Source organism: Corynebacterium glyciniphilum AJ 3170, assembly GCF_000626675.1.
Classification (GTDB): domain Bacteria; phylum Actinomycetota; class Actinomycetes; order Mycobacteriales; family Mycobacteriaceae; genus Corynebacterium; species Corynebacterium glyciniphilum.
The window spans coordinates 2694853-2721174 of record NZ_CP006842.1 but is presented as its reverse complement, the minus strand read 5'-3'; the positions used below and the strand labels follow the sequence as shown (position 1 = coordinate 2721174).

The 26322-nt window shown below is 64.1% G+C and carries 20 protein-coding genes and 1 other RNA gene; 14 read left to right on the top strand and 7 right to left on the bottom strand.

Annotation, left to right across the window (positions count from 1 at the left end):
* The first annotated feature begins 8 nt into the window (after window positions 1-8).
* From galT to CGLY_RS12700, 3 genes are all read left to right on the top strand, one after another.
* Window positions 9-1178, top strand: a complete 1170-nt coding sequence (gene galT / locus CGLY_RS12715; RefSeq protein WP_174411444.1) for a galactose-1-phosphate uridylyltransferase — start codon at window positions 9-11, stop codon at window positions 1176-1178.
* Window positions 1169-2503: a galactokinase gene (gene galK, locus CGLY_RS12710; protein WP_038549950.1), complete on the top strand. Its 1335-nt coding sequence runs from the start codon at window positions 1169-1171 to the stop codon at window positions 2501-2503. Before galT ends, galK begins: the two co-directional genes overlap by 10 nt.
* A gap of 967 nt (window positions 2504-3470) precedes the next feature.
* Complete coding sequence (locus CGLY_RS12700; RefSeq protein ID WP_052540168.1) at window positions 3471-4670, top strand: RtcB family protein; 1200 nt, start codon at window positions 3471-3473, stop codon at window positions 4668-4670.
* Here the strand turns inward: CGLY_RS12700 and CGLY_RS12695 are convergent.
* Both CGLY_RS12695 and CGLY_RS12690 read right to left on the bottom strand, forming a co-directional pair.
* Entirely contained in the window at window positions 4657-5271 is a 615-nt protein-coding gene (locus CGLY_RS12695; protein ID WP_038549946.1) for a class I SAM-dependent methyltransferase, read from the bottom strand. The two genes, CGLY_RS12700 and CGLY_RS12695, sit on opposite strands and share 14 nt — an antisense overlap.
* 167 nt (window positions 5272-5438) lie before the next feature.
* Window positions 5439-8963 carry a proline dehydrogenase family protein gene (locus CGLY_RS12690; protein ID WP_052540167.1) on the bottom strand — a complete coding sequence of 1175 codons (3525 nt, stop codon included), beginning with the start codon at window positions 8961-8963 and terminating at the stop codon, window positions 5439-5441.
* Window positions 8964-9357: 394 nt separating this feature from the next.
* Here CGLY_RS12690 and CGLY_RS12685 point away from each other — a divergent pair, with 394 nt between their 5' ends.
* Window positions 9358-9966 (top strand): TetR/AcrR family transcriptional regulator, encoded by a 609-nt coding sequence (locus tag CGLY_RS12685; RefSeq protein ID WP_038549944.1) that lies wholly within the window; start codon window positions 9358-9360, stop codon window positions 9964-9966.
* Window positions 9959-10642, top strand: coding sequence for a YqeB family protein (locus tag CGLY_RS12680; protein ID WP_038549942.1), 684 nt, complete (start codon window positions 9959-9961; stop codon window positions 10640-10642). Before CGLY_RS12685 ends, CGLY_RS12680 begins: the two co-directional genes overlap by 8 nt.
* A 10-nt stretch (window positions 10643-10652) precedes the next feature.
* Here the strand turns inward: CGLY_RS12680 and CGLY_RS12675 are convergent, their stop codons facing one another.
* Window positions 10653-12260, bottom strand: a complete 1608-nt coding sequence (locus tag CGLY_RS12675; protein WP_081803923.1) for an AbgT family transporter — start codon at window positions 12258-12260, stop codon at window positions 10653-10655.
* A gap of 113 nt (window positions 12261-12373) precedes the next feature.
* Here CGLY_RS12675 and ftsE point away from each other — a divergent pair, with 113 nt between their 5' ends.
* The 8 genes from ftsE to CGLY_RS12640 all read left to right on the top strand — a co-directional run bounded on the left by ftsE (window position 12374) and on the right by CGLY_RS12640 (window position 20123).
* Window positions 12374-13063 (top strand): cell division ATP-binding protein FtsE, encoded by a 690-nt coding sequence (ftsE, locus tag CGLY_RS12670; protein ID WP_038549940.1) that lies wholly within the window; start codon window positions 12374-12376, stop codon window positions 13061-13063.
* A 15-nt stretch (window positions 13064-13078) separates the two neighbouring features.
* Complete coding sequence (gene ftsX, locus CGLY_RS12665; protein WP_038549937.1) at window positions 13079-13981, top strand: permease-like cell division protein FtsX; 903 nt, start codon at window positions 13079-13081, stop codon at window positions 13979-13981.
* Window positions 13982-14002: 21 nt separating this feature from the next.
* Window positions 14003-14554 (top strand): SsrA-binding protein SmpB, encoded by a 552-nt coding sequence (gene smpB, locus CGLY_RS12660; protein WP_038549935.1) that lies wholly within the window; start codon window positions 14003-14005, stop codon window positions 14552-14554.
* A gap of 88 nt (window positions 14555-14642) precedes the next feature.
* Window positions 14643-15020, top strand: a transfer-messenger RNA (tmRNA) gene (gene ssrA, locus CGLY_RS17225).
* A 163-nt stretch (window positions 15021-15183) separates the two neighbouring features.
* The gene (locus CGLY_RS16845) at window positions 15184-16074 is read left to right on the top strand and encodes a cutinase family protein (protein WP_052540166.1); all 891 of its coding nucleotides are present in this window, start codon (window positions 15184-15186) and stop codon (window positions 16072-16074) included.
* Window positions 16075-16184: 110 nt separating this feature from the next.
* The gene (locus CGLY_RS12650) at window positions 16185-16769 is read left to right on the top strand and encodes a TetR/AcrR family transcriptional regulator (protein ID WP_081804071.1); all 585 of its coding nucleotides are present in this window, start codon (window positions 16185-16187) and stop codon (window positions 16767-16769) included.
* A gap of 105 nt (window positions 16770-16874) precedes the next feature.
* Window positions 16875-18188: a phenylacetate--CoA ligase PaaK gene (gene paaK / locus CGLY_RS12645; protein WP_174411422.1), complete on the top strand. Its 1314-nt coding sequence runs from the start codon at window positions 16875-16877 to the stop codon at window positions 18186-18188.
* Between the two features lie 6 nt (window positions 18189-18194).
* Window positions 18195-20123 (top strand): primary-amine oxidase, encoded by a 1929-nt coding sequence (locus CGLY_RS12640; protein ID WP_038549924.1) that lies wholly within the window; start codon window positions 18195-18197, stop codon window positions 20121-20123.
* Window positions 20124-20201: 78 nt separating this feature from the next.
* On the opposite strand, the gene CGLY_RS12635 is transcribed toward CGLY_RS12640, so the two are convergent.
* The 4 genes from CGLY_RS12635 to paaZ form a co-directional block, all read right to left on the bottom strand.
* The gene (locus tag CGLY_RS12635) at window positions 20202-21680 is read right to left on the bottom strand and encodes an aldehyde dehydrogenase family protein (protein ID WP_227590273.1); all 1479 of its coding nucleotides are present in this window, start codon (window positions 21678-21680) and stop codon (window positions 20202-20204) included.
* 52 nt (window positions 21681-21732) lie between these two features.
* A complete protein-coding gene (locus tag CGLY_RS12630) occupies window positions 21733-23070 on the bottom strand; it encodes an MFS transporter (RefSeq protein ID WP_038549921.1) in 1338 nt (445 codons plus the stop codon).
* A 97-nt stretch (window positions 23071-23167) separates the two neighbouring features.
* The gene (paaI, locus tag CGLY_RS12625; RefSeq protein ID WP_174411421.1) at window positions 23168-23629 is read right to left on the bottom strand and encodes a hydroxyphenylacetyl-CoA thioesterase PaaI; all 462 of its coding nucleotides are present in this window, start codon (window positions 23627-23629) and stop codon (window positions 23168-23170) included.
* A complete protein-coding gene (gene paaZ, locus CGLY_RS12620; RefSeq protein WP_038549917.1) occupies window positions 23629-25773 on the bottom strand; it encodes a phenylacetic acid degradation bifunctional protein PaaZ in 2145 nt (714 codons plus the stop codon). The genes paaI and paaZ overlap by 1 nt, the downstream gene beginning before the upstream one ends.
* Window positions 25774-25888: 115 nt before the next feature.
* Between paaZ and CGLY_RS12615 the strand changes: the two genes are divergently transcribed.
* The gene (locus tag CGLY_RS12615) at window positions 25889-26275 is read left to right on the top strand and encodes a hotdog fold thioesterase (protein WP_052540942.1); all 387 of its coding nucleotides are present in this window, start codon (window positions 25889-25891) and stop codon (window positions 26273-26275) included.
* Window positions 26276-26322: the final 47 nt, after the last annotated feature.

Below are 26322 nucleotides of genomic sequence, written 5' to 3'. Positions count from 1 at the left end.
AGCACCCGCTGAAGATCACCCCCATCACCCTCGCTGACGACCGGGAGTTGATCTACTTCGACGACGACCCGGAGGTCCTCGCCGGGCGGGTAACCCGCGAACGCCGTGATTCCCGGGACCTGCCTGGGTCGGTGACCGAGTCCGAGATGCGCCGCGACCCACTGACCGGGCAGTGGGTGACTTATGCCGCGCACCGCAACAACCGCACGTTCATGCCCCCGGCGAACGAGAATCCGCTGGCGCCGACCACCCCGGGGAACCTGCCCACGGAGGTCCCGGCTGGTGACTATGACGTCGTCGTCTTCGAGAACCGGTTCCCGTCCTTCTCCACACGGATCGCCATGCCGGACGACCCGGCGGATTATGCGTGGGCGGTGGACGGAGAAGATCTTGTCCCGCGACGTCCGGCAGCCGCGAGGTGTGAGGTCATCTGCTTCATCCCGGATAGTGCACTGTCCTTCCGCGACCTGCCGCTGAGCCGGATCCGCACGGTGGTCGAGACCTGGGCGCACCGTACAGCGGCGTTGTCACAGATCGACGGTGTCGTTCAGGTCGCCCCGTTCGAGAACCGGGGCGAAGAGATCGGGGTGACACTGCAGCATCCCCACGGCCAGATCTACAGTTACCCGTTCCTCCCACCGCGTTCCCGTCAGATCCTGGAACGCGCACGTGATCATCGAGGCACCACCGGACGCGACCTTTTCGACGATGTGCTGGCCGCCGAACATCGTGCCGGCACCCGGATCATCGCCAGCACAGACGACTTCACTGTCTTCGTCCCGGCCGCGGCGAAGTGGCCCGTCGAGGTCATGGTGGTGCCGAACCGGGCAGTCGCGGACTTCACCGACCTCACGCAGGACGAACGCGCGGCCCTCCCGTGCATCCTCAAGCCGCTCTACATCGCCGTTGACCGGTATTTCGAGGGCGTGGAGCGGACACCGTACATCGCCGCGTGGAATCAGGTGCCGGTCCAGTCGCGGCTGGTGGGGGACGACGAGTCACTGCGCGGGGAAGGACGTCTGCACCTGCAGCTGTTCTCCCTGATGCGCTCGCCGCACCGGATGAAGTTCCTCGCCGGCTCAGAATCCGCGTTCGGGGCGTGGATCAGCGACACCACCCCGGAGGCGGTCGCAGACAGGATTCGTGCGGTATGGCCGCAGGAGGCGGAATGGCAGTGACACCAGTCTGGTGGACGACCCGCGACGACCACCGTCTCGCGTCCGATGCCTGCGCGCTCTTCGCTGTCCACTTCGGTGACAGCGCGCACTGTGAGGGTGTGTGGGCTGCGCCGGGGCGGGTAAACCTCATCGGCGAGCATGTCGACTACGCCGGTGGGATGTCCCTGCCGTTCGCGCTGCCGCAGAACACCGCCGCCGCGGTGGGGCGTCGGGCTGACCGTCTGTTGCGTCTGGTGTCGGTGTTGCCGGGGGCGGATGCTGCCGAGTACGTGGAGATCAGCCTGGATGCTGTCGGCCCGGGCAGGCCCGACGGCTGGGCCGGCTACGCTGCCGGCGCCGTGTGGGCGGGGCTCCAGGACGGTGTGATTTCGCACTGCGATGGTCTGGATATCGCCTTGGTGTCCGATGTCCCCGTCGGCGCCGGCTTGTCCAGTTCCGCGGCACTCGAGTGCTCCGTCGCGCTGGCCGCCTATGAACTCGCCGCCGGACGGGTGCCAGATACGGAGGCGCTTCCGCGGCTGGTTACGGCGTGCATGCGGGCAGAGAACGAGGTCGTCGGGGCGTCGACCGGCGGGCTTGACCAGCGCAGCGCGTTCTACGGGCGTGCGGGCATGGCATTGGCCGTCGATTTCCTCGACGACTCGGTCGAGATGGTTCCCTGCGACCTCGCGGCAGAGGGACTGTCGTTGCTGATCATTAACACCAATGCACAACATCGCCTTGTCGACGGCCAGTATGCATCGCGACGTGGGGTCATCGACGCCGTTGCGAACTATCTCGGCGTTGCGACGCTGGGGGAGGTGGTGGAGAGGTCGTCGGATGCCTCCCCGCTGCAGGACGCCGTGACCTCCTGGTCAACCACGCGGGTAGCCCGTGACCTGCTGGATGATACGGGGATGACGCAGGATGAGACCACCCGGACCGCGCTGCGCCGGGTCCACCATGTCGTCAACGAGATCCGACGGACCAGGGACGACGCGGTACCGATGCTGCGGGAGGGTCGGGCGTTCGCTGACTCCGGCGGTTCATGCGGCTCGCCCGGCTCACTCGGAGAGCTTATGAATGCCAGCCACGCCAGCCTCCGCGACCTGTACGAGGTGACGGTGCCGGAACTGGACTGCGCACAGGAGACGGCGCTGGCCTGTGGGGCGCTGGGTGCGCGGATGACCGGGGGAGGGTTTGGCGGCAGCGTGATCGCGATCGTGAGGAATGGCCAGGTGGAGCCCGTTGCCTCGGGTGTTGCTGCGGCTGCCCGTGAGCGGAATTTTCCTGTCCCGACGTTCTTCACCGCTGACCCGTCTGCCGGCGCGCGTCGGGTCCACTAGCTGTGTTGCGGCACGTCCTGTGATGCTCCTCCCTTCGCAGGACCCCGGGGTTATGTCGGTCTCGGCCCCTCAAGACCGACATGACCCTGGTGTTCTGCGGCATCATATGGTGCGCCGCTTGGGTTGTTGTCCGCCGTAGAGCACGCTGATAGCGGTGGCCCTGCAGGAGACACGATGTAGCCTGGCTGGCATGGACGAGCACCGCTAAGAACTCCTTGCTCTGTTTTACGAGGTAGACCCCTGGGGACTCCGCGACATTCTCCGGGAAATCGACGAAGACGGCTTGCCGGACGACGAATATTCCCCGGAAGTCGACAGGATCTCGGACTATGCGCAACCCACAGCCGCCGACGTACTGCGGATCTTCGTGTCGATGGGGAGTGAGAGCGGACCGGACCCTGAAGAGCGCGTCGAATACGGTTCCTATCCAGCGGTGAGTAAGAGCGATGCGGAAGCACTGGCGGCGGGAATCGCTCGTATCCGTGCGAAAGGAAATGGGGACGCCCCGCACCACCCAGACCGGTAGAGATCGCAGGGAGCCCTTGTCGAACTGAGGATCCTGTGCCATGATCAAGCGGCCCGGAGCACGACGCCCCGGGTAAAAGCCAATGACGAGTCAGTGTTCCGGGAAAGGGAGCGGCATGGACGCGAAGCATCGTGACCGCCAGGTCCAGCGCCTGCATGTGCAACAGCACCTGCCGGTGCCCGCCAAGTTGCCCGCTGCCCTCTTTACGGGGTCGCTGCAGCTACGCAGCCTTCACTGACTCTCACCCATGTTCCGGGCGAGGCGTCGGTGCCCCGTCCGGACGAATGTCACGCTTGAGACATCACGCTGATCACGCTGATCACGCTGAGAGCCTTAAGGCCGCTGAGGATCTGCCACCAGTGGTAGACCCGCGTGGCGGCAGAGTCCCTCTCCGGACGTGCGCCTGATTGCTTCGCCCTTTCACCAGAAAGGACGACCATCATGTCCACTGACTCCGTCGGCATACCGGGAGTGACGCTGAAGGAGAACAAGCTCCTCGGCTTCGCCTCCGACGTCGACGACAACACCCTTGACCAGGCACGCCAGCTTGCCAGTCTGCCCTTCGTCTTCCCCCACGTCGCCCTGATGCCCGATGCGCACTTCGGCAAAGGCTCGTCCGTCGGTACGGTCTTCGGGACCGAGCGGGCAGTCATCCCTGCTGCTGTCGGCGTGGACATCGGCTGCGGAATGATCGGCGTACGCACATCGTTCACCAGCAGTGACCTGGTCGGACGGGAACTCACGGAGTTGCGGGACGCCATTGAGCTCGCCATTCCGCTCTCCCCGGGCAACTACAACGGGTGGGTACTGGGCGGCACCGCCGAGGCCAGGACCCGTGAGCTCGCCACCATGGCGGAGGAGACCGGCGTGGACCTGGGGCACTCGAAGAAGTGGCGTCAGCAGCTGGGGTCACTTGGTGGCGGTAACCACTTCATCGAGTTGTGTCTCGACGAGGAGGACCGGGTCTGGATGTTCCTGCACTCCGGCTCACGCGGCGTCGGCAACAAGATCGCGCAGAAGCACATCAAGACCGCTCAGCGGCTGATGCGGAAGTTCTGGGTGCAGCTCCCGGACCAGGACCTCGCCTACCTGCCCGAAGGTACTCCCGAGTTCGACTCCTACCTGCGGGATCTCGCCTGGGCGCAGCGGTTCGCCTGGTTGAACCGCGAGGAGATGATGGACAGGTTCTCCACCCTGCTCGGTGAGTGGGTCGGCAGGCAGGTCGAGGAGACCGAACGGATCAACTGCCACCACAACTACACCGTCGAAGAACAGCACTACGGACGGACGGTGTGGCTGACCCGTAAGGGTGCGGTCCGCGCGGATGAGGGTGTGAAAGCCCTGATCCCCGGCTCCATGGGAACAGCGTCCTACGTGGTCGAGGGGCGCGGGTTCACGCCGGGCCTGCGCTCGGCACCCCACGGCGCCGGACGTCGGTTCTCACGGAACCAGGCGCGTAAGCGGTTCAGCGCGGACGACCTGGACGCCCGGATGGACGGCATCGTCTACCGTCCCGGTGACGCATTCGTCGATGAGATTCCGGACGCGTACAAGGACATTGACGTGGTGATGGCAGACGCAGAGCCGTTGGTTCGGGTGGTGCACAAGCTGCGTCAGGTGATGAACGTCAAGGGGACGTAGCGTCGCTTTTCCTGACCGCGATGATCTCCCCGTGAGCGCGCTCAGGACGCCCGGGGCGCGTCGCAGCGTGGGTGACGGTGAACCCGGCGTCCTCGACGAGTGGCATCAGTGACGTGAGTGGCCAGTAGTAGGCCGTGGCGACGGCATGGCCGAAGGTTCCGTGCTCGGCGGCCGTGAAGAATCCGAGCAGCAGGCCCCCTCCGGGCCGCACACACCGGGAGAACTCCCTGAGTGCCGCAGCAACGTCGGTCGGGGTGGAGTGGATCAAGGAGTACCAGGCCAGGACTCCTCCGAGGGACGCGGTTGGGACGTCGAGTTCCTCGGCACGTCCGAGGCGGTAGGGGACGTCTGGATACGTCTGCCGTGCCAGGTCGATGAACTCCGAGACGGGATCCACGCCCGCGATGTCGACGCCCTGATCGTGCAACCAGTGCGTCCACTGACCGGGACCGCAACCGACGTCGAGGATCGGGCCGTCGACGCTCTGAGCCCAGGCACTGACCAGTTCGAGATCCGCGTTCTCGACATGATCGATGTGCCCCACGGCCTCGGTGTACTCCTCGGCACGGGATCCGTACGCCGAGATGGCTGGGGTTGTCATGGGGATGATTGTAGTCATCGATTATGGACCTGGAACGATGCCGCATCGCGAAACCCCGGGCCGTTGTTGGTTTTCGGAGGCTAAGACCAACAACAGCCCGGGGTCAGGCGAGCGTGACGGGGAGCGGCGTGGAGGTTACGGCGGACCCGCACCCGCCCCACAACTACTTACGGCGTGGTGCCGTGGATGTAGCCGAAGCGGTGCTCGGTGGTGGTTACGGCCTGCTCCAGGAGCATCGGCAGCAGCTCCCGCCGGCCGTCCGGAAGGACCGGCTGGTCGAGGACGACCGAGCCTGAGCGTGCGGCGGCCTCGTAGAGATTCTCGTCGACGTCACCCAGAGTGCGGATCCGCACACTGGGCTGCACCCCGATTTCAGCGGCAAACTCCATGTCGGAGACCATGCGGATCCGGTTGGCCAGCTCACCCATCTCCGAGGTGACGGCCGGTGCGGCGGACACCTTGAGTTCCGTCCCCGTCACCGATGCGCCGAGGTAGAGGCGCAGCAGGTCACGAAGGTTGGCGTGGGCGCCGATACGCACGCGCAACGGTTCCAGCAGGGGCCGGTAACGGAAGACGTTGGACTCCACCACCAGAGCCGTCCGGTCGTGTTCGATACCGAACTCTGAGGTCCAGGCCTGCGCGTCCGACTCTGCGGCGCGGCGGAGCCAGCGGTGGTCGTCCTCGGTGAGCACCGGGTGCGCCAGACCGTGGAACTCACGCAGCATCTGGGTGATCGCGGTGGAGACGCTGCCGCTGTGGAGCTCGCTGATGTCTCCTTCAGTCCAGCGTCCTTGCTGGGCCACGTAGTTGGGGCCGCCGGCTTTGGCACCGCTGCCGATTGAGGAGCCTTTCCACCCGCCGAAGGACTGCCGTTGGACGATGGCACCGGTGATGCCGCGTTCAACGTAGACGTTGCCGGCTTCAACCCGGTCGCGCCAGAAAGCCGTCTCGTCACGGTCGATGGTGTGCAGGCCGGCCGTCAGCCCGTATCCCGTGGAGTTCTGCCATTCGATGGCTTCCTCCAGGGTATCGGCGTGCATGACGCCGGCGACCGGCCCGAAGCACTCGTGGGTGTGGAACCAGGCGCCGGGGCGCACATTGTCGCGCAGTCCGGGACTCCACAGGGTGGCGTCTTCCGCGGTCCCGTTCAGCGGTTCGGGTTTCACCAGCCACTTCTCGCCCTTGTCCAGCTTGGTGAGTCCGCGCAGGAGTTTGTCTCCCGCCGGTTCGATGATCCCGTTCATGTCGGTGGAAATGTCGTGCCCCGGGCCGACGTTCAGTGATTTCACGGCATCGACCAGCTGTCCCATGAACCGCTTGGACTTGCCCATGGAACCCACGGTGATGATCAGCGACGCGGCGGAGCATTTCTGACCGGCGTGGCCGTAGGCGGACGCCAGGATGTCCGACACCGCCAGGTCCGGGTCCGCCGCCGGGGTGACGATGATCGCGTTCTTTCCGGAGGTCTCGGCGTTGATGACCATCCGGGGATCCCAGGAACGGAACAGCCGTGCAGTTTCGGATCCGCCGGTGAAGATCACCGAATCGATGTCCTCGTGCGACACCAGGCGTTTACCTGCTTCACCTTCATCGGCGTTGATGAGCTGCAGCATGTCCTCGGTGATGCCCGCCTCGCGCAGTGCCTCGACGAAGATCTCGGCGATGCGCAGGGTCTGCGGTGCCGGTTTGATGATCACGCAGGCTCCGGCGGCCAGTGCGGCCATGCAGCCGCCGACGGGGATCGCGATCGGGAAGTTCCATGGTGGGACGACGGCCACCGTCCGGTAGGGGGTGAAGGTGGAGCCGCGGTGACGGTCGATCTTGCGCGCAGATTCCGCGTAGTACCGGCAGAAGTCGATGGCCTCGGAGACTTCGGGGTCGGTTTCCGCTACCGTCTTGCCCGCCTCGTGGACGGCGGCAGCGATAAGGCGGTGGCGGTTGTCGGCGAGGGCATCGGCGGCACGGTCCAGCATCTCGGCGCGCTCTGCGCCGGTTTTCGACGCCCAGGCATCGTGTGCTTCCAGGGCGCGTTCGACGGCCTTGTCGACGGTGGCGGGGTCGGAGACCTCCTCGCTGACCGCCGGGCCGGGGTCGGAGGACGGGTCGACGATACGTGCAGCCCACTCACGGTTGGCCGGCAGGTCGGAGTCCGTATCCGGCTCGTTGACGAAGTTGCCGGGGACGCTGGCAGAGCGGGCACCGAGTTTCTCGCGGGACTCCTCGGCGCGGTCCTGTGTACGACGGGGCCCGGCGTCGGTGGACCACCGGTCTCGAACCGCGGCAAGGTAGCGTTCGCGCTGCCCCTCCATGGGGGTCATGCCGGTCTCTTCGTCATCTTCGGGAGTGAACATGGCGTACAGGAAGTTCTGCTTGGCGCCGTTCTCCTCGAGGCGGCGGACGAGGTAGCTCACCGCGACGTCGAAGTTCTCCTTCTTGACGACCGGGGTGTAGAGGATCACCTCGCCGACGACGTTCCGCACGGCTTCGGCCTGGGCCGGCGCCATGCCCTGCAGCATTTCCGCGTCGATCTGGTCTTCGACGCCGCGTTCGACGGAAAGCTCGTGCGCCAGCGCCATGTGGAAGACGTTGTGGGTGGCCACACCGATGCGGATGGCGTCGGAGTATTCCGGACGAAGGACCCAGTCGAGCAGTCGGAGGTAGTTCGCGTCCACCTCGGCCTTCGTGAGGTAGGGCGTCTGGGGCCAGTCGTGGATTTCGGCGTCCACACGCTCCATCGACAGGTTCGCACCCTTGACGATCCGTACCTTGACTTTCGCCCCGCCACGTTCACGGCGTGTCTGGGCGAAGTCGGTGAGCTGGCGGAGCGCGTCGAAGGAGTCCGGGAGGTAGGCCTGTAGGACGATCCCTGCCTCGAGGTCGAGGAATTCGTCCTCGCCGAGCAGTTCGGTGAAGATCCTCAAGGTGAGATCAAGGTCCTTGTACTCCTCCATGTCCATGTTGATGAAGGGGTGCGGTGAGCGCTTCAGGGCTTCACGGTAGAGCGGGCGGAGCCGTTCCTTCAGCCTCTCGGTGGATCCGTCAAGGTCCCAGTGGTTCAGCTGGGACACGACGGCGGAGGGTTTGACGCTGATGTAGTCGACCTTGGGGTTACGTACCAGGTCGATGAGGTCGTCGCGACGGCGCACGGCCTCGTCTTCGCCGAGGACGGCCTCGCCCAGGAGATTGATGTTGAGGCGGAAGCCGGATTCGCGGGCATCGTCCAGCATCTTGTCCATCGTCGAGCCCTCAGCGTCGAGGACGAGGTGTCCCACCACGGAGCGCAGGTACGCACGCGCGATCGGCATCACAATCTGGGGAAGCAGTGGCGCGGCTATTGACCCGGCGGTCATGAGGATCTGGTCGACGATGCCGAGAAAACCCGGCACCGGTGCCTGCCGCTTGACCGGGTGGGCGATCTTGGCGAACTCGTCGGCCGCGACCTTGTTGTCTTCAGGGCGGGCGACGCGGTCGACGAAGCTGAAGGTGAATTCCACGCCACTGGGCTCGTGGACCATGTCCGCGAGTTGCTTGGTCGACTTGCTCGTTTCCTTGACCTGCAGCCAGTTGTCGGCGAGCCCGAGTGAGCGCTTGACCACGGCTTCCACGTCGTCTGCTTTCTCGGGACGGGTGGTTGCGGGGGACGTCGCACCGGTGTCGGCGGTGGGTGTGGACGGTGACGTGTGCGGTGACATGATCAATCTCCTGTGGGTCGGCGTGCCGACCCGTGTTCATCAGTGACGGGGGATGAGCTGGTTGGCTGAGGCGGTCACCAGGCAGCAGGAGGGCGGTCGCCGACGGGTCGTAGACCTGTCAGTGCCATGAGATCGCTTGCCGGTAGGTCGTGCAGCACGGCGCTCCTCGCTCTCGTCGTATGCGTCCGGGAGCATGTCCGGACGGCGGTGTCGTTCTGTTCCACGGCGCGCAAGGGCAGAGGAGAGTGGGCGCGTGGGCGATGTGAGGCCCGAGCCTACGCCCACGGCAGGTGGCGTGCCGGTGACGGAGCCCTGGCGGGTGTGCCCGGCGACCACCCTTGTGTATTATCTGACTGATCAGTCAAATAATACGGACCGCAAGGGAGGACAGTACATGGCACGTCGGACGGACCCGGACGAGGTGGCACGGAAGAAGTCACGGATCGCCGACGAGGCCGCACGTCTCTTCGCGACCCAGGGATTCGAGAACACCAGCGTGGCGCAGATCGCCGCCGCCGTCGGCACCAGTCCGGCGAGCATCTTCTACTACTTCCCGGACAAAGCGTCATTGTTCCGTGCTCCGTTCGAGCAGGACATCCCGGCCGCAGAACGGCTCATTGCTGAGCATGCCGATGCTGCGGACCCGCTCGAGGCGGTCCTTGCGATCGTCGACGCGCTGGCAGCGGAGGCCGCCTACCCCTATGCGCAGGGGATGCTGGTGGAGTCCCTGCGCAGGATGGGGCACGACCCCGAGCTCATCGCGGCGTCGGAGCAGGCGGCCGCGACGCAACGTGCCGGCCTTGCCGCACTGATCTCCCGCGCAATGCAGGACGGTCAGATCGACAGGACGTTGGACCCGTCTTTCGCTGCGCAGTGGGTGCTCACGATCATCGACGCCTGCTATCTCAACGCCGAGCCGGGACGGTCGCCGTCCCCCGAAGTCCGCCGGACCGTCCTGGGGTACCTGAAAGGAACAGACCGTGGAGGAAAAGACCATGAGTGACTCTGGTGGCACGACAACTGTGCGGATCCCCGCCAGATATACGACGATCTTCACTGTCGGTGGTGCGGTAGCGGGGCTGATCGCCGCATTCATCGTCGGGCCCCTGGTGGGGTGGTTGATCGGGCTGATCGGGGATGCGCCGGGGCCGTTGCGTCTCGCCGCTGAACTGTCGTTTGTCTGGGCCCTGCCTGTTCTGACCGTGGTCGGCGCGGTGGTCGGGTTCGTGATCGTCGCGTCCTGGTCCGACAGTGCGGGGTCGGTCGAGGTCGGGGCGGACGGGATCACGGTGCACTCAAAGGATGCTGACCGGCATCTTCTGCGGTCCCGGGCCCGCCGGGTGATTGCCGAGAAGAAGGAACTGATCGTCCTCGACGAGGAGACACGCGAGGTGTTCCGCGGTCCGGTCGAGGATGAGATGCTCCCGGGCCTGCGGATGGCCCTGCGCGACCACGGCTTTCCGGAGCTGGAGTCGGTCGACCCGTACTCGCAGGACTACACCACGTGGGTCGAGGGCGACGGTCGCCTGGGTGACGAGGCCGAGGAGCTGCTGCGGGCCAGACGTCGGGCGTTGGCGGACGATCGGCCCGGTGCGGCCGAGGAGGCGTTGGACGGTCTACGCCGCCGCGGGGTCATGGTGCGCGATCGCGAGGGGCGGCAGCAGTACCGTGTCCTCTGACTCATGGCGTTCAGCCCGCCGGGTACTCCATCGGCGCGCCGGGGCCGAGCGGGACGCCCAGCGCCCACCAGGCGAGGAAGAGCAGGAACCAGCCCAGCATCATCGTCAGGCAGTAGGGGATCGTCATCGACATCAGCGTGCCGAGCCCGGCTTTCTTGTAGTAGCGCAGCAGGAACGCGAACGCCATGGCGAAGTAGGGGTTCATCGGGGTGACGATGCTGGTCGTGGAGTCGCCGATGCGGTACAGCATCTGTGTGACTTCAGGAGAGATCCCGATGTACATCATCATGGGCACCACGATGGGGGCCATCAGCGCCCACTGTGCCGAGCCGGAGGTGATCATCATGTTGAGGAAAGCCACCATCAGGACGAAGCACGCGAACAGCACGGGGGTGGGGAGGTCCCAGCTCTGCAGCAGGTCCGAGCCCTTGATCGACAACCAGATACCCAGGTTTGACGCCTCGAACCAGGCGATGAACTGTGAGACGACGAAGAACAGCACCAGCATCGGCAACATCGTCTGCAGGCCTTTGGCCATGAAGTCCGGAATGTCGGTGGCTTTCGTGATGCTCTTGACGGTCAGTCCGTACACGGTGCCCAGCAGGAAGAACCCGACGGAGATAGGCACGGCGATGTCGGTGATCAGCGGGCTCTCCATGACAGCTCCACCGTCACCCTGCAGCGGTGACCCGGGGATGAACAGAAGAGCGAAGTAGACCGCCAGGAAGGCGGCACCTGCGAGACCGGCGAGCTTGAGACCGCCGCGCTCACTGTCCTTCAGCGTCAGGTCGGTGACGACATGGCCGTCCTCGTCGGTGAAATTGACCTCGTCGTAGTTGATGTCGTCGTGATCGACGATCTGGTGGATCTTCTTGTCCATGAACAGTTCGGTCAGCGCTGTGATGATCAGGGCGAGAACGATCGAGGAGGCGATGACGAAGTAGTAGTTCGCCAGGGGGTTCACCACGTACTCGGGGTCCACGAGCTGTGCGGCACTGGTCGACAGGCCGGCGAGCAGGACATCGGTGATGTTGAGCAGCAGCGAGGCGTCGAAGCCTGCGGCTGCGGCGGCGAACGCGACGATCGCGCCCACGATGGGTGACCGTCCCAGGGCGTTGAAAGCCATCGCGCCGAGAGGGATGATGACGATGAAGATGGCGTCCGAGGCGATAGAGCCGGTGACACCGGCCAGGGCGACGGCGAAAGTCAGGGTTTTGGGGCCCGTCCGGGCCACCATGGACCGCACTGCCGCGGAGATGAGGCCGGAATGCTCGGCCACCGCGACGCCGAGCATCACGGTGATGATCACGCCGAGTGGTGGGAAGGAGGTGAAGTTCGTGACGGCCTCAGAGACGATCAGCTGCAGTCCGTCTGTGCTGAGGAGGTTGGTGACCTCGACGTCGTCACCGGACTGGGGATCGGTGGCGTGCATCCCGATCAGGGAGCCCAGCCAGCTCGCCACGAGGACGATTCCCGCCAGACACACGAAAAGCCAGAACGGGTTCGGCAGGAGATTGCCGAGGCGCTCCACCCATCCGAGAATGCCGGGGGTGCGGCTGCTCTTCTTCTCCGACGTCTTTACTGTCTCCGACGAGGTCGGGGTCTCCTGTGGCGTCATGGGGGAGCAGACTACCAACGCGGCAGGCGACGTGCAGGAAATGCACAGAAATAGACCTGTCACAGCAGTCACATCTGTTTCTTTTGTCCCACGGGGTCGGGTACGGTAGCGACGTGATCACATTCGACAAGGTCAGCAAGACATACCGGACGTCCACCCGGCCTGCATTGCAGGACATCTCGGTTGAGATCGAGAAAGGGGAGTTCGTCTTCCTCATCGGTCCCAGCGGTTCGGGAAAGTCGACGTTCCTGCAGCTCATGATCCGCGAGGAGGAAGTCGACGCGGGCGATCTCCACGTCGCCGACTTCCACGTCAACACCCTCCCCAAACGGAAGACCCCTCAGCTCCGGCAGAAGATCGGATACGTCTTCCAGGACTTCCGGCTGCTGCCGAACAAGAATGTGTACGACAATGTCGCCTTCGCGCTGGAGGTGACCGGTCGGCGTCGGGAGGCTATCGAGAAGGCGGTCCCGGAAGTCCTGGACATGGTCGGCCTCGCGGGCAAGGGACAGCGGATGCCTGATGAACTCTCCGGCGGTGAGCAGCAACGTGTCGCTATTGCCCGCGCCACAGCGAACCGTCCTCTCGTCCTGCTCGCCGACGAGCCCACGGGCAACCTGGACCCGGACACCTCGGCAGAGATCATGGCACTGCTCAATCGCATCAACCGCGGTGGTACCACCGTCGTGATGAGTACCCACGATGACGTCGCCGTCGACTCCATGCGGCGCCGCGTGCTGGAACTGTCCAACGGAAAGCTCGTCCGCGACGACGCCCACGGCATCTACGCCGTCGGGCGCTAGGGAAGGAACACGACCATGAAGATCCGTTTCGTCCTCAAGGAAGCCTTCGCGGGGCTGACCCGTAACGTGACGATGACCGTCGCGATGATCATCACCACCGCGATCTCCCTGGCCCTGCTGGCCACCGGTGTACTGATCACCAACATGACCGCCGACACCAAGGAGCTCTACCTCGACCGGATCGAGGTGATGGTCCAGCTCGACGACGAGATCTCCGCCAACGACCTCGACTGTTCCAGTGATGTCTGCAAGGACATCCGGGACACCCTCGAGAATGACGACGACGTCGAGTCGGTGACCTACCGCAACAAGGACCAGAGCTACGAGCGTTTCGTGGAGCTTTTCGGTCAGTCCGATCCCGTCCTCGTCGAGCAGACCTCGCAGGACGCCTTCCCTGCGGCGCTGCACGTTCGCCTGGCCGACCCGTTGGACACCAGTCCCATCGACGAGATCGCCGAGAAGCCCGGAGTTGCGACCATCGTCGACCAGCAGGACGACCTGCGTGGGGCGACGCAGAATCTCGATGCGGTGCGTAACGCCAGCTTCGTTCTGGCCGCCGTGCAGGCGGTTGCCGCGGTCTTCCTGATCATGAACATGGTGCAGCTCGCCGCATTCTCCCGCCGTCACGAAACCAGCATCATGCGCATGGTCGGTGCAACCCGGTGGTACACCCAGGCGCCGTTCATCCTCGAAGCCGTGCTGGCGTCCCTCATCGGTTCCCTCCTGTCGGTGGGGGCGCTGCTGCTGGGCAAGAGCTTCCTGCTGGATCAGGCATTGGGGTCGTTGTACGACGCGAACCTGATAGCCAGAATCACCGCATCCGACATCTGGCTCGTCTCTCCGTTTGTCATCGTCGCCGGCGCTCTCGTCGCCGGGGTGACTGCGCAGGTCACACTGCGCTGGTACGTGAAGAAGTAAGCAGGTAGACTTCGTCGGGCTATGGCGAAGAAGAGCACACCGGTGGATTCCGGACGGAAAAAGGGCGAGAAGGCCGCCAAGTCGGGGAAGGCCGGCACGAAGAACGGTGGCCCGCTCGTCGTCGCCACCAACCGTAAGGCCCGCCACAATTACCGTATCCTCGACACCGTTGAGGCTGGCGTGGCCCTCGTCGGGACCGAGGTCAAGGCGTTGCGCGAGGGCAAAGCGTCGCTGGTGGACGCCTTCGCCACCATCGATGACGGCGAGGTGTGGCTGCGTAACCTCCACATTCCCGAATATGCACAGGGGACGTGGACGAACCACTCGCCGCGTCGGGTTCGCAAGCTCCTGCTCCACCGTGGCGAGATCGACTCGTTGATGGGGAAAGTCCGCGACGGAAACAACACCCTGGTGCCGCTGCAACTCTACTTCGTGTCAGGACGCTTGAAGGTTGAGCTGGCGCTGGCGACCGGTAAACAGGACTACGACAAGCGCCAGGACATCAAGCGTCGCACCGAGGAGCGTGAGGCGACCCGTGAACTGGGTCGCCGGATCAAGGGAATAAAGGGCTGAGCGTCCAGGTTGACTGGGGTAACTCACCCGAACTAGAGTGAGCCATCCTGCCATCGCCGAGCTTTCCGGTGGCGGGGATGCACTACAAGGGGTCGATCAGGTTTCGACTTCGTGCATTGAGCCAGGGGAAGCGTGCCGGTGCAGGCTGGAGACCACCGTAAGCGTCGCAGCAACCTATAGGCGCCGAGAAGAACACTCAGCGCGACTACGCCCTCGCTGCCTAATCAGCGACCGCGTGTCTGTCAGCCCGGGTAGGTCCCTGACCCGGTCACTGGCATCAGCTAAGGGACTTGACGCTACCGTCCTGTCGTTCGGGCGAGTAGCGGACATTTCAGGACGACTGGGCTCATCATCCGGGCACGTCCGCATGACCCGGAGAGCCGAGCAGAGATGACCGCGGACTGCGCACGGAGAAGCCCTGGCAAGGTCGCGAAGGACCCGGGTTCAATTCCCGGCGGCTCCACCGACAGCCCCCGGTCTGCATTTGCAGGCCGGGGGTTTTCTGTCCTGCCCGGTCCCGGATGGTCCCGGGACGGTCCCCGGGGTTGCGGCGCCCCGGGGGAGAAGACGTGCTTATAATCCTGACGTTGTTTCATGTCGGAGTTTGTACACCCCTCCCAGGAGTTCCCGTGCGTCTCAATCTCTCCCACCGCCGTCGCGGAATGCGCTCAACTGTCGGCGCTGCGGCAGTTGCCGTCGCGGTGGCCGTCGTCAGCGCTCCGGTGGCGTCCGCTGTCGGATTCTCCACCGGTGTCGTGGCTACTCCCGCCATCCCCCGGTGTGAGCCGGATATCGTCGTGATTGTTCCTGGCGGCGGCCAGTCGGCGCCGGGGATGCCCGACAATCTGCCGGTGGGTGCTTACACCTCGGATCTCGGGGCGATGCTCGAGACATTCGGGACCTCCACGACCCGGACGGTCGCCTACAACGCCGTCCCGTTCGTCTCCACTGCGTACACGCAGATCCAGGCGGACGGTATTGCCAAGACCCGTCAGCTCATCGCTGGCACGGCAGCCCAGTGTCCCTCGTCGACGATCAGTCTCGCCGGTTATTCACTGGGAGCGGACGTGGCGTCCCGGGTGGCGGCAGATATCGGGCACGGACGGGGGCCGATCGATGCGGATAGGTTCGGCTCTGCCGCAGTGATCTCCAGCCCTAACCGAGGTGCAGGTTCAGTGGAGGGCGGCACCGCCCGCGGTGGGGAAGGGGTTTTTGGGGCACTTCCCGGAGGTTACGGTGAGCTTGCAGACCGGGTCATGGATGTCTGTGACTCTGCTGACTACATCTGCAACTCTGATGAGCGTACGAAAAATACGCGTGGCCGCGCGGAGGCAATCACCCAGATGACCGCTCTTGACCAGGGGCTGACCGGCAGTTCCGACATCCGTGGCACGGACAACCGGAGCATGGTCGCCGAGGTTCCCTTCGGATTGGCGCCGGGGCAGTACGCCCATGTCTCGAGCTACGGGGGCAACGGGGGAGTGAACCCCGCCTACGGGTTCCTGCGGAGCAACTTCTGAACCGCTACGACCCGTACCTCTATTTCGTGGTTTCCAGGGGTTGGAGCGCTGCGTCGGTGAGTCTCGTGAGTACAGTCTGAATAAAGACAATGGTGAGGAGTGGGACTGTGGTGGTTGAGACTCGAGGGCGTAACGCCTACGACCGTGAAACTGTCCTGCGTACGTGTGTCGAGGTCTTCAACCGTCGTGGTTATGAGGCCACCAGCATGGGGATGCTCGCCAAGGAGCTGGGGATATCGAAGGCGGGCATCTACCACCATGTGGCTTCCAAGGAGGAGATCCTTGAGGTGGCATCCGACCGGGCTCTCGCCGGCCTGGAGTCCGCCAGGCGCAGGTGTGAGGCGCTTGAGGGGAACTGGAGTGAGAAGCTCGAGTACCTGCTGCGAGAGTCGGTCAGATTGGCGATTGATGACCGACCGTATGTCGCGCTGCTGCTCCGCCTGCGGGGCAATTCACCGGTGGAGACTGCCGCACTCGGACGGCGGCGCGAGTTGACGCGCTTCGTGGAGGATCTGATGGTTCATGCGCAAGATGCGGGGGAGATCAGGGGGGATGTCGATGCTCGACTCCAGGCGAGGCTTCAGCTCGGCATGGTGAATTCTGTCGTGGAGTGGTTCGACTCGGAGGGTAAGACCGGTGTCGGGGCGCTGCAGGACAATGTTGTACAGCTGGTTTTTCGGGGGATCGCCGCGTAGTTAGTGACTCGGGTCATGTTTTGTGTAGGATATCGATCATCCCACCTACCGACCGAACGGTCGGACGGTTCAGGGTAATCCCCACTGCGAGAAGAGATGGTGAGCATGACTGCGCTGATCACGAACCGCGTCGCCGGCGGCGGCCCGGAACTGGACATCGAATACGCCTCACGTGACGAGATCACGGCACTGCAGATCAACCGGGCGAAGGCCACGCTGCGACACGTGTACTACAACGTGCCTCATTACCGGAAGGCCTTCACCGACCTTGGTGTTCACCCGGATGACTTCCGGGAGATGGCGGACCTGGCGAAGTTCCCGATGACTGAAAAGGAGGACCTCCGACAGAACTACCCCTTCGGTATGTTCGCCGTACCCCAGGAACAGATCGCGCGCGTCCATGCCTCGTCCGGGACGACGGGACGCCCCACTGTTGTCGGGTATACCCACAAGGACATCGAGACGTGGTCGGAACTGGTGGCCAGGTCGCTCCGCGCTGGTGGAATGCGCCCCGGCGACAAGATCCAGGTCGCCTTCGGCTACGGTCTGTTCACCGGTGGGCTCGGCGTGCACTACGGAGTCGAGAAGCTCGGTGCCACCGCTATCCCCACCTCCGGGGGGATGACGGAACGCCAGGTCCAGATCATTCAGGACTTTGAGCCCGACGGCATCATGTGCACGCCGTCGTACATGCTCAATATCGTTGACCGGATGATGAAGGAAGGCATTGACCCCTCGGGGACCTCTATCCGTGCCGGGATCTTCGGGGCAGAACCCTGGACAGCGGGCATGCGTGACGAGCTGGAGAACGTCATGGGTATCACCGCCACCGACATCTACGGCCTGTCTGAAGTGATGGGGCCTGGGGTTGCCCAGGAGTGTGTCGAGACCCGGGACGGTTTGACGATCTGGGAGGACCACTTCTACCCGGAGATCGTTGACCCGGAGACTGGAGAGCAGTTGCCGGACGGCCAGGTAGGGGAGCTGGTGATCACCTCACTGACCAAGGAGGCGTTCCCCGTCATTCGTTACCGCACCCACGACCTCACCAGATTGTTGCCCGGGACGGCTCGGTCGATGCGCCGGATCGACAAGATCCTCGCCCGGAACGATGACATGATCATCCTGCGGGGAGTCAACTGCTTCCCCTCCCAGTTCGAGGAGATCATCACTGAACATACGGATCTGCGTCCGCGCTACCAGTGCGTTCTCGATAGGAAGGGGAGGATGGACACGTTGACGATCAAGGTCGAAGCCGTCGACGGGCTCAGTGACGGTCACCGTGACGACGCTGCCGCCTGGCTGACCCGTGAGATCAAAAACCGTATCGGAATCTCGACCGCGGTCGAGGTCCTCCGGGAGCTTGACACTGGTGAGGGCAAGGCAAAGCGACTGGTCGACAACCGGCCGAAGGAGTGAGCAGTCATGGCACACACACTCGTGACACCGGAGGAAGTCACCAGGGTGCGGGAGATTCTCGTGTCCTCCGGACTCTTCACCGGCACTACCCGACTGGCATACCTCGGGTTGATAGATCCGCCGTTCCCTGAGGTGGAAGAAGCCCCCGTGAACCGGCGTTTCAGGGTGCAGACCGTCGAAACCAGTGATGACACGTCGCGTGACACCGTCGTGTCCGTGTCGGAGGGGAGTATCGAGTCGACGACGGTCCTGGATACTAGTCTTGCTGGCGAACTCCCTGTGAAGGACGAGGATTTCGGGGTCGTTGAGGAGCTCCTGGCTGCGGACGACCGGTGGCTGGCGGCCCTGGACAAGCGGGGTCTCGACGTCGCAACGGTCCGTGTCGCACCGTTGTCCGCAGGTGTCTTCGATTATCCGGGAGAAGCCGGTCATCGCATGCTCCGCGGGCTCGCCTTCGTTCAGCCCACCCCGGAGGAACCTGCCTGGGCCCACCCGATCGAGGGTCTCCTCGCCCACATCGACCTCACCATCGGCGCGGTCACCGATGTAGAGGATTTTTTCGTCGTCGACATTCCGGAAGAGAGCGGCGACTACACGTCAGAGGAACTTACCGGACCACTGCGGGAGACACAGAAGCCCATTGTGATCACGCAGCCTGACGGGCCGTCCTTCACCGTGTCTGACGGCAACCATGTCGAGTGGGAACGGTGGAGTCTCGACATAGGGTTTGACATGCGCGACGGTCTCGTCCTTTACAATGTCTGCTTCGACGACGTCAACCCCGCCGACCCCGCCAACCCACGACGTCGCCGGATCCTCAATCGTGCCTCCATCGCGGAGATGGTCGTTCCATACGGAGACCCCAGCCCGGTTCGGTCGTGGCAGAACTACTTCGACACGGGTGAGTACCTTATCGGCCAATGCGCGAACTCCCTGGAACTGGGTTGCGACTGTCTGGGAGAGATCACCTACCTCTCTCCGACGATCGCTGACAATGACGCTAATCCGCGGACCATCAGTAACGGCATCTGTATGCACGAGGAAGACTGGTCGATCCTTGCCAAGCACTCCGACCTGTGGACGGAGACCTCGTACACACGGCGTAACCGGCGACTGGTGATTTCGTTCTTCACCACTGTGGGGAACTACGACTACGGGTTTTACTGGTACCTCTACCTGGACGGAACCATTGAGTTCGACGCAAAGGCCACCGGGATCCTGTTTAGCTCCGGGTACCTGGACGATCCATCCCACACGTCTGAGGTTGCGCCGGGGTTGGGAGCGCCTTTCCATCAGCACCTCTTCGCCGCACGCCTGGACTTTGCCCTCGACGGTGGCCCCTCGAGAGTTGAGGAAGAGGATGTAGTGAGGGTTCCGCTCGGACCAGACAATCCCCGGGGCAATGCATTCACCCGTCAACGAACGGTGTTGCCTACCGAACGTCAGGCGATACGCGACAGTGATGGTACGAAGGGACGTGCCTGGGTGATTTCGAACCCCGAATCAGTCAACAGGCTGGGACAACCGGTCGGATACAAACTCCATCCGAACGGCGGACCACCCCTTCTCGCAGACCCGGAGTCGTCGATCGCACGTCGGGCTGCGGTAATGCGGCACGCGCTTTGGGTGACACGGTACGACGAATCCCAGAAGTACCCGACGTCCGATTTCGCGAACCAGAATCCGGGGATCGACGGGATCACGGACTGGATCGAGGCGGACCGTGACCTCGACGGCCAGCAGGACGTCGTCTGGCACACCTTCGGCCTCACACACTTTCCCCGTACTGAGGACTGGCCGATCATGCCGGTCGACAGCGTGGGTTTTACATTGCGCGCAGAGGGGTTCTTCGATCGTAACCCCGCCCTCGACGTCCCGGAGCCGACGAAGGCTCACGGTTGCTGCGAGGGCAGGGACTGCGACTGCGGACACTGACACGTGATGTTCCTCATGAGGGAACCAATGGAAAGGCCCCTCGCTTCGGCGAGGGGCCTTCTTCCCGCGTGGGGGTCGTCAACCGTTGATCACATGGGGCACCGCGACGTGCTTGAGCCCCTCTGTCCCGAACTCAAGCCCGTAGCCGGAGCTCTTGATGCCACCGAAAGGAACTCGGGGATCGATCGTCCCGTGGGAGTTTATCCAGGTCGTGCCTGCTTCAATCTGTTCCGCGACTGTGCGCGCCGCTTCCCGGTCCGCTGACCACACGGATGAACCCAGGCCCACGTTCAACCGGTTGGCTTCTGTGATCGCCTCGTCCAACGTGGAGTACCTGATGATCGGCAGGGCCGGTCCGAACTGCTCCTCAGTCACCAGGGGGTTGTTCCCGTCGATGTCGGAGATCAGCGTGGTCGGGTAGAAGAACCCGGCGGCGTCGTAGTCAGGGTCGGCGCCCAGGAGTACTGTCGCGCCGGATTCGACGGCCTTCTTCACGAGATCGTCGACGATGTCGAACTGGTTCTGGTTCTGAAGCGGTCCGAGGACGTTCTCTTCGGACAATCCCACCCCCATCGGCATTTTGGCAGCTACCCGGACCAGTGACTCACAGACGACGTCGTAGATGGAGTCAGGTACGTAGAGCCGCTTGAGGGCCGCGCATGTCTGCCCGGTGTTAATGAACGCTCCCCAGAAGATCCCTTCGGCGACCTTGTCGTTGGCGGCAACGACCTCCGGGTCGGAAGTATCGGCGCCGAATGCGTCCCCCAGGACGATGCCGGCGTCATTTCCTCCGAGTTCCAGCGTGAGACGTTTGATGGTCCCCGCCGCACCTTCCGCGATCTTTCTGCCGGTGGCTGTCGAGCCGGTGAACATGATCTTGTCGATTCCGGGGTGGGTGGGGACGAGACGCCCGACTGCGCGGTCACCGGCGACGACTGTCAGGAGCCCGTCCGGGAGAACCTGGTTGATTACGTGACACATGGCCAGCACCGAGAGGGTGGTGTTCTCTGATGGCTTGAGGATCACCGTGTTTCCCATGCGCAGCGACGGCGCGATTTGCCAGATGGAGATCAGCATCGGCCAGTTCCAGGGGCCGATGGCACCGACGACGCCTATTGGTCGGTACGCGAGGGTCGCGTAGGTTTCACCATCGTCAACCAGGACTTCTTCGGGAAGCGGCGTGGTGGCGGCAGTACGGGTCCAGGCCTGACAGCCACCGACCTCGAAGCGGGCATTCGGACCGTTCAGCGGTTTACCCTGCTCGCGGGAGAGCAGCTCCGCTAGCGGTTCGGCGACGGCTTCCAGTGCATCGGCCGCGCGAAGGAGCAGGTCGCGGCGTTCGGAATCAGTGCGCCGCGCCCAATCCTTCTGTGCGGTGCGCGCTGTGGTGACGGCGTCGTCGAGAACATCGGCACCGTGCACGGGTGCATGGCTGATGAGCTCACCGGTCGCTGGATCGTAGACGGGCCGTCCCAGGTCAGCAGTCGCTGAAACAGCGGCGAGTAGCTCGTCGTAGCTGGAGGGCAGGGGCGGCAGGGTGGTGGGTAAGTTGGTCAAAATGACTCCTAGGAGGGGATGGCGTTGATTGTTCCGGGGCATCTTACGGTTGTCACACCCGCAGGTCCCCCTTCTCCACGGACTTCGGAACTGCCCAGGCGGCCAGGAAGGAAATGACACACACGATCGCCAGGTACAGGCCGATCGTCCAGGACTGTCCTGTCGAGTCGAGCAGTAGCTGTGCGATCAACGGTGCGAAAGCCCCGCCGATGACGGAACCGATCGCATAGCCGATCGAGGTACCGGAGTAGCGCACGCGGGCGGGGAACATTTCGGCGTACAGGGCTGGCTGCGGTGCGTAACAGGGGCCCAGTGCTATGCCCAGGATCACCACGGCGAGGATGAACATCCCTGTCTCGCCGGTGTCGATCAGCGACCACATCGGGATCAACCAGACGATCAGCAAGGCATAGCCGATCATGAAGGTCATGCGCCTGCCGATGCGGTCGGACATCCACCCGCCGAGGAAGGTGAAGACCAACCAGACGGCGCCGCCGCAGAGGGCGACAACCAGAGTAGATGTCTTTGTCATGCCTAGTTGTGAGGTGCCGTAGGAGGAGAAGAACGCGATGATCATGTAGCCCACGGCGTTGGTGCCGGCGAAGATCAGGGCGGCGAGGACGACACCCCGCCAGTGGTGCCGGAACAGTGAGCTCAGTGGCGCGGACGCCTCCTTCTTGCGGGCCTGCATCTCCACGAACACCGGCGATTCGTCCACAGACTGGCGGATCACGTAGCCGGTCAGGATCAGGATGATCGACGAGAGGAACGGGATCCTCCATCCCCAGGAGAGGAAGGCGTCGTCGGACATGGAGCTGGTCAAGACCATCATGAATGTGGTTGCGAGGATGAGGCCGAGCGGAACACCGATCTGCGGGTAGGCACCGAACCAGCCCCGCTTCTCCCGCGGCGCGTGCTCGACGGCCATCAGGGCGGCACCGCCCCACTCACCTCCAGCGGACAGTCCTTGGAGAATGCGGAGCAGGACGAGCAGTATCGGTGCTCCGACCCCGATGGAGGCGTAGGTGGGAAGTAACCCGATCAGTGCGGTGGCCAGCCCCATCCCGACGAGGGTGAGGACGAGGAGAAGCTTCCGCCCGTAGCGGTCGCCCAGGTGTCCGGCGATGACGGCGCCGAGGGGGCGGAACAGAAAGCTGATGCCCAGTGACGCCCAGGAGAAGATCTGGGCGAGTGTGCTCTGGGATCCGACGGGTTCGAAGAACAGTGGCGCGAAGACGAATGCTGCGGCCTGAGCGTAGATGAAGAAGTCGTACCACTCGATGGTGGTGCCGACCATCGTGCCGGCGAGGACCCGACGTTCCTCACGTCGGCGCTCAGGCGAGCGAACGTCGGTGGGGACGGCGGTACTGGTGGGTTCGGGCGCGGGCATGGCGCCCGGGGCGAGTGTAGCCACGGGGGACTCCAGAGGGATTCGGTGGAGAGCAGGCGTGAACAGCTATGACGGGTACAGCGGAGATAGTCGGGGACTACTTGAGAGTGACGGCACGTGAGGTGCCGCGGAATTGTGCGATGACACGACCGTCACAGGCGAGTTCGACATCAGTGATGCCGTTGCGTCCCCAGGTGTCGGACTGGATGGCGCGGCCGTGGATACGTTGGCCCTCCTTTCCCGGCGCGATGTAGTGCATGGTGTTGAATGCGGCCACGGTCGGCTGCCCGCCGGCGTTGCATGCCCCGGCGAACAGGGAGTCGGCGAAGGCGTAGAGGAACCCGCCCTGGGCGTTTCCGTGTCCGTTGCACATCTCGGAACGCAGGGTGAATTCGCCTTCGCAGAGCCCTTCGGAGAGTGTGGTGATCGTGATGCCGAGGAACTGGGAGGCGCGGTCGTCGCGGAACATGCCGCGGACCCAGTCAAATGCAGGGTCGTCGGCGACGCCGGGGGCGAGGATTGTCTCTGCGGTGGTCTGCAGGGTGGTAGTGGCACTCATCATTTTCCCCAGGTCGCGTAGGTGGTGTCTTCCTTCTCCACGAGGGTCAATACGTCGTAGGTGGCGACGATGTCATCGTTCTGATTGGTGATCAGGGCATCCCAACAGACCTCCCCGTAGTCGTCGGTGACGCGCGGGGTGATGCGCTTTGCCGTCAGCGTGACGCGGATGGTGTCGTCGTAGCTGACGGGCGTGATGAAGCGAAGATTCTCGAGCCCGTAATTGGCGAGGACCGGCCCGGGATCCGGCTCGACGAAAAGACCCGCGGCCCAGCTGACGAGCAGGTACCCGTGGGCGACCCGACGGGGGAAGAACGGGTTCGCGGTAGCCGCAGCTTCGTCGGTGTGGGCGTAGAAGGTGTCGCCGGTGGTGTCGGCGAAGTACTGGATGTCGTCCAGCGTCACCGTCCGTGGTTCGGAGACCAGCTGATCACCGATCCGTAGGTCTGCCAGTGATTTCCGGAAAGGATGGATGCCGGTGCCTGCATCGATGGCCTGCCGTGTGACAGTGTGCGCGGCAGCACCGCGGACCCATTCACCGGTGACCGCGGTGAGATGGTCGGGGGAACCCTGCACTGCGGTACGTTGCATGAAGTGCTTGATGCCGCGGACACCACCGAGCTCTTCGCCGCCGCCGGCGCGTCCGGGACCGCCGTGGACCAGGACGGGCAGTGGCGAGCCGTGACCGGTGGAGGTTTTCGCGTCCTGCCTGTTGACAAGGTGGAGGCGTCCGTGCAGGGGAGCGATGCCGCGTGACACGGTGGCGGCAGTCTGCATGTCATTGGTGACGAGGGACGCTACCAGCGAGCCGCGGCCGAGGTTGGCTAGTTCGATCGCGTCAGCTATGTCTCCGGTGAGCCTGTCGTCGTAACCGATGACGGTGACCACGGGGCCGAAGGCCTCGGTGTCGTGGACGGCGGGCGTCCGAGCGTCGTCTACGGACAGGATCGTGGGAGAGAAGAAGGCGCCTCCGTCGATTCCGTCCGGGACTCCGCCACCGTGTCGCACGGTCGCACCGGCATCGACCAGGGTCTGGACTGCGGCAGCGACGTCGGCTTGCTGAGCAGTGGAGACCAGAGGCCCCATCGTGGTGCCGTCCTCGCGGGGGTCGCCGAGGACGACCTTGTCACTGATCTTTGCCGCGAGTGCGTCGACGACGGTGTCCACGAGTGTCGACGGCACGATCGCGCGTCGGACGGCGGTGCACTTCTGTCCGGCCTTCGCGGTCATCTCGCCGAACAGGATCCTGATGTAGGCGTCGAACTCCGGGGTGTCCGGTGTGGCGTCCGGGGCGAGGATCGCGGCGTTGAGGGAGTCGGCCTCGGCGGAGAAACGCAGACCACGGTTCTGGACGGCCTCGGAGCTACGCAGAAGGCGGGCGGTGTCGGCGGACCCGGTGAAGGCGAGGTGGTCCCGCTCGTCGAGGTGGTCAATGAGGTCTCGGCCTGCGCCGGCAATGATCTGGAGCGAACCAGCGGGTAGGAGACCGGATTCGATCATGAGCCGGACACAGTCGACCGCGACGGGCGCCGTCTGGGTGGCTGGTTTGACGATGGACGGCACTCCGGCGACGAATGCCGGGGCGAACTTCTCGAGCATTCCCCAGACAGGGAAATTGAAGGCGTTGATCTGTGCAGCCACGCCCGGTATCGCGGTGTAGATGTGCTGGGCGACGAAGCTGCCGTCTCTGCTCAGTATTTCGACGGCGCCGTCGGGAATGACGTTGGTGTTGGGGAGTTCGCGGCGTCCCTTCGATGAGAAGGCGAAGAGCGTCCCGATGCCGCCGTCGATGTCGATGAGATTGTCGCGGCTGGTCGTTCCGGTGGCGAAGGACAGTTGGTAGAGGCCGTCCCGTCGCTCGTTGAGGTACAGTGCGAGATTCTTGAGGATAAGCGCCCGTTCATGGGTGGTGAGCTCGCGAAGGTGTCGTTGCCCGACGCTCCGGGCGTGCTCAACGGCAGCGGCGCTGTCAATGGGGCAGCTGGGACCGTCGGTGACGGTCTGCGCGGTGACTGCGCCGGTCGAGGCGTCGGCAATGGTCGTGATGTGCGCGCCGGGGGCTGACGGGTCAGGGGTGACCCATTGGTCGGCGATGTAGCTGGGAAGGGTGGTGACGTCGGTCTGTGCAGGTGCGGAAGCAGTCACGGCCGTCCTTTCTGTGATGCTTGGTTACCGAACGATCGGTCGGTAGAGCTATAGTATCGCATGGAAAAGAAGTGATACAACACACAGCAGGTGAGGAGATCGGGTGGACGACGAGATGTGGCAGATCAGGCTGGGGGAGCTCGACGAGAAGATGGGGGTGAGGATCCTTGAGGAGAGTCCGGAAAAGGTGGTTGCAACGATGCCTGTGGTGGGAAACCGGCAGTCGCTCGGGCTGTTGCACGGCGGAGCCATGGTGGCGCTCGCTGAAGCGGTCGGATCGTGGGCAGCTCTGAAGTACGCGTCACGGCAGGGGAAAGCTGTGGTCGGCGTGGATATCAACGCAACGCACCATGCGTCCGTGAGAACGGGGGCTGTCACGGCGACTGCGACGGCGCTACGGCTCGGGAGGCGGATCTGCTCCCACGAGGTGGTCATCACGGATGACGGCGGACGTCGCCTGTGTACGGCGAGGATCAGCAATCTTGTTGTGTCGCGGCAGTGACTCCGGGCGCCGGGGGGGGGGCTAATTATCCTACATTTGGCTCTTTG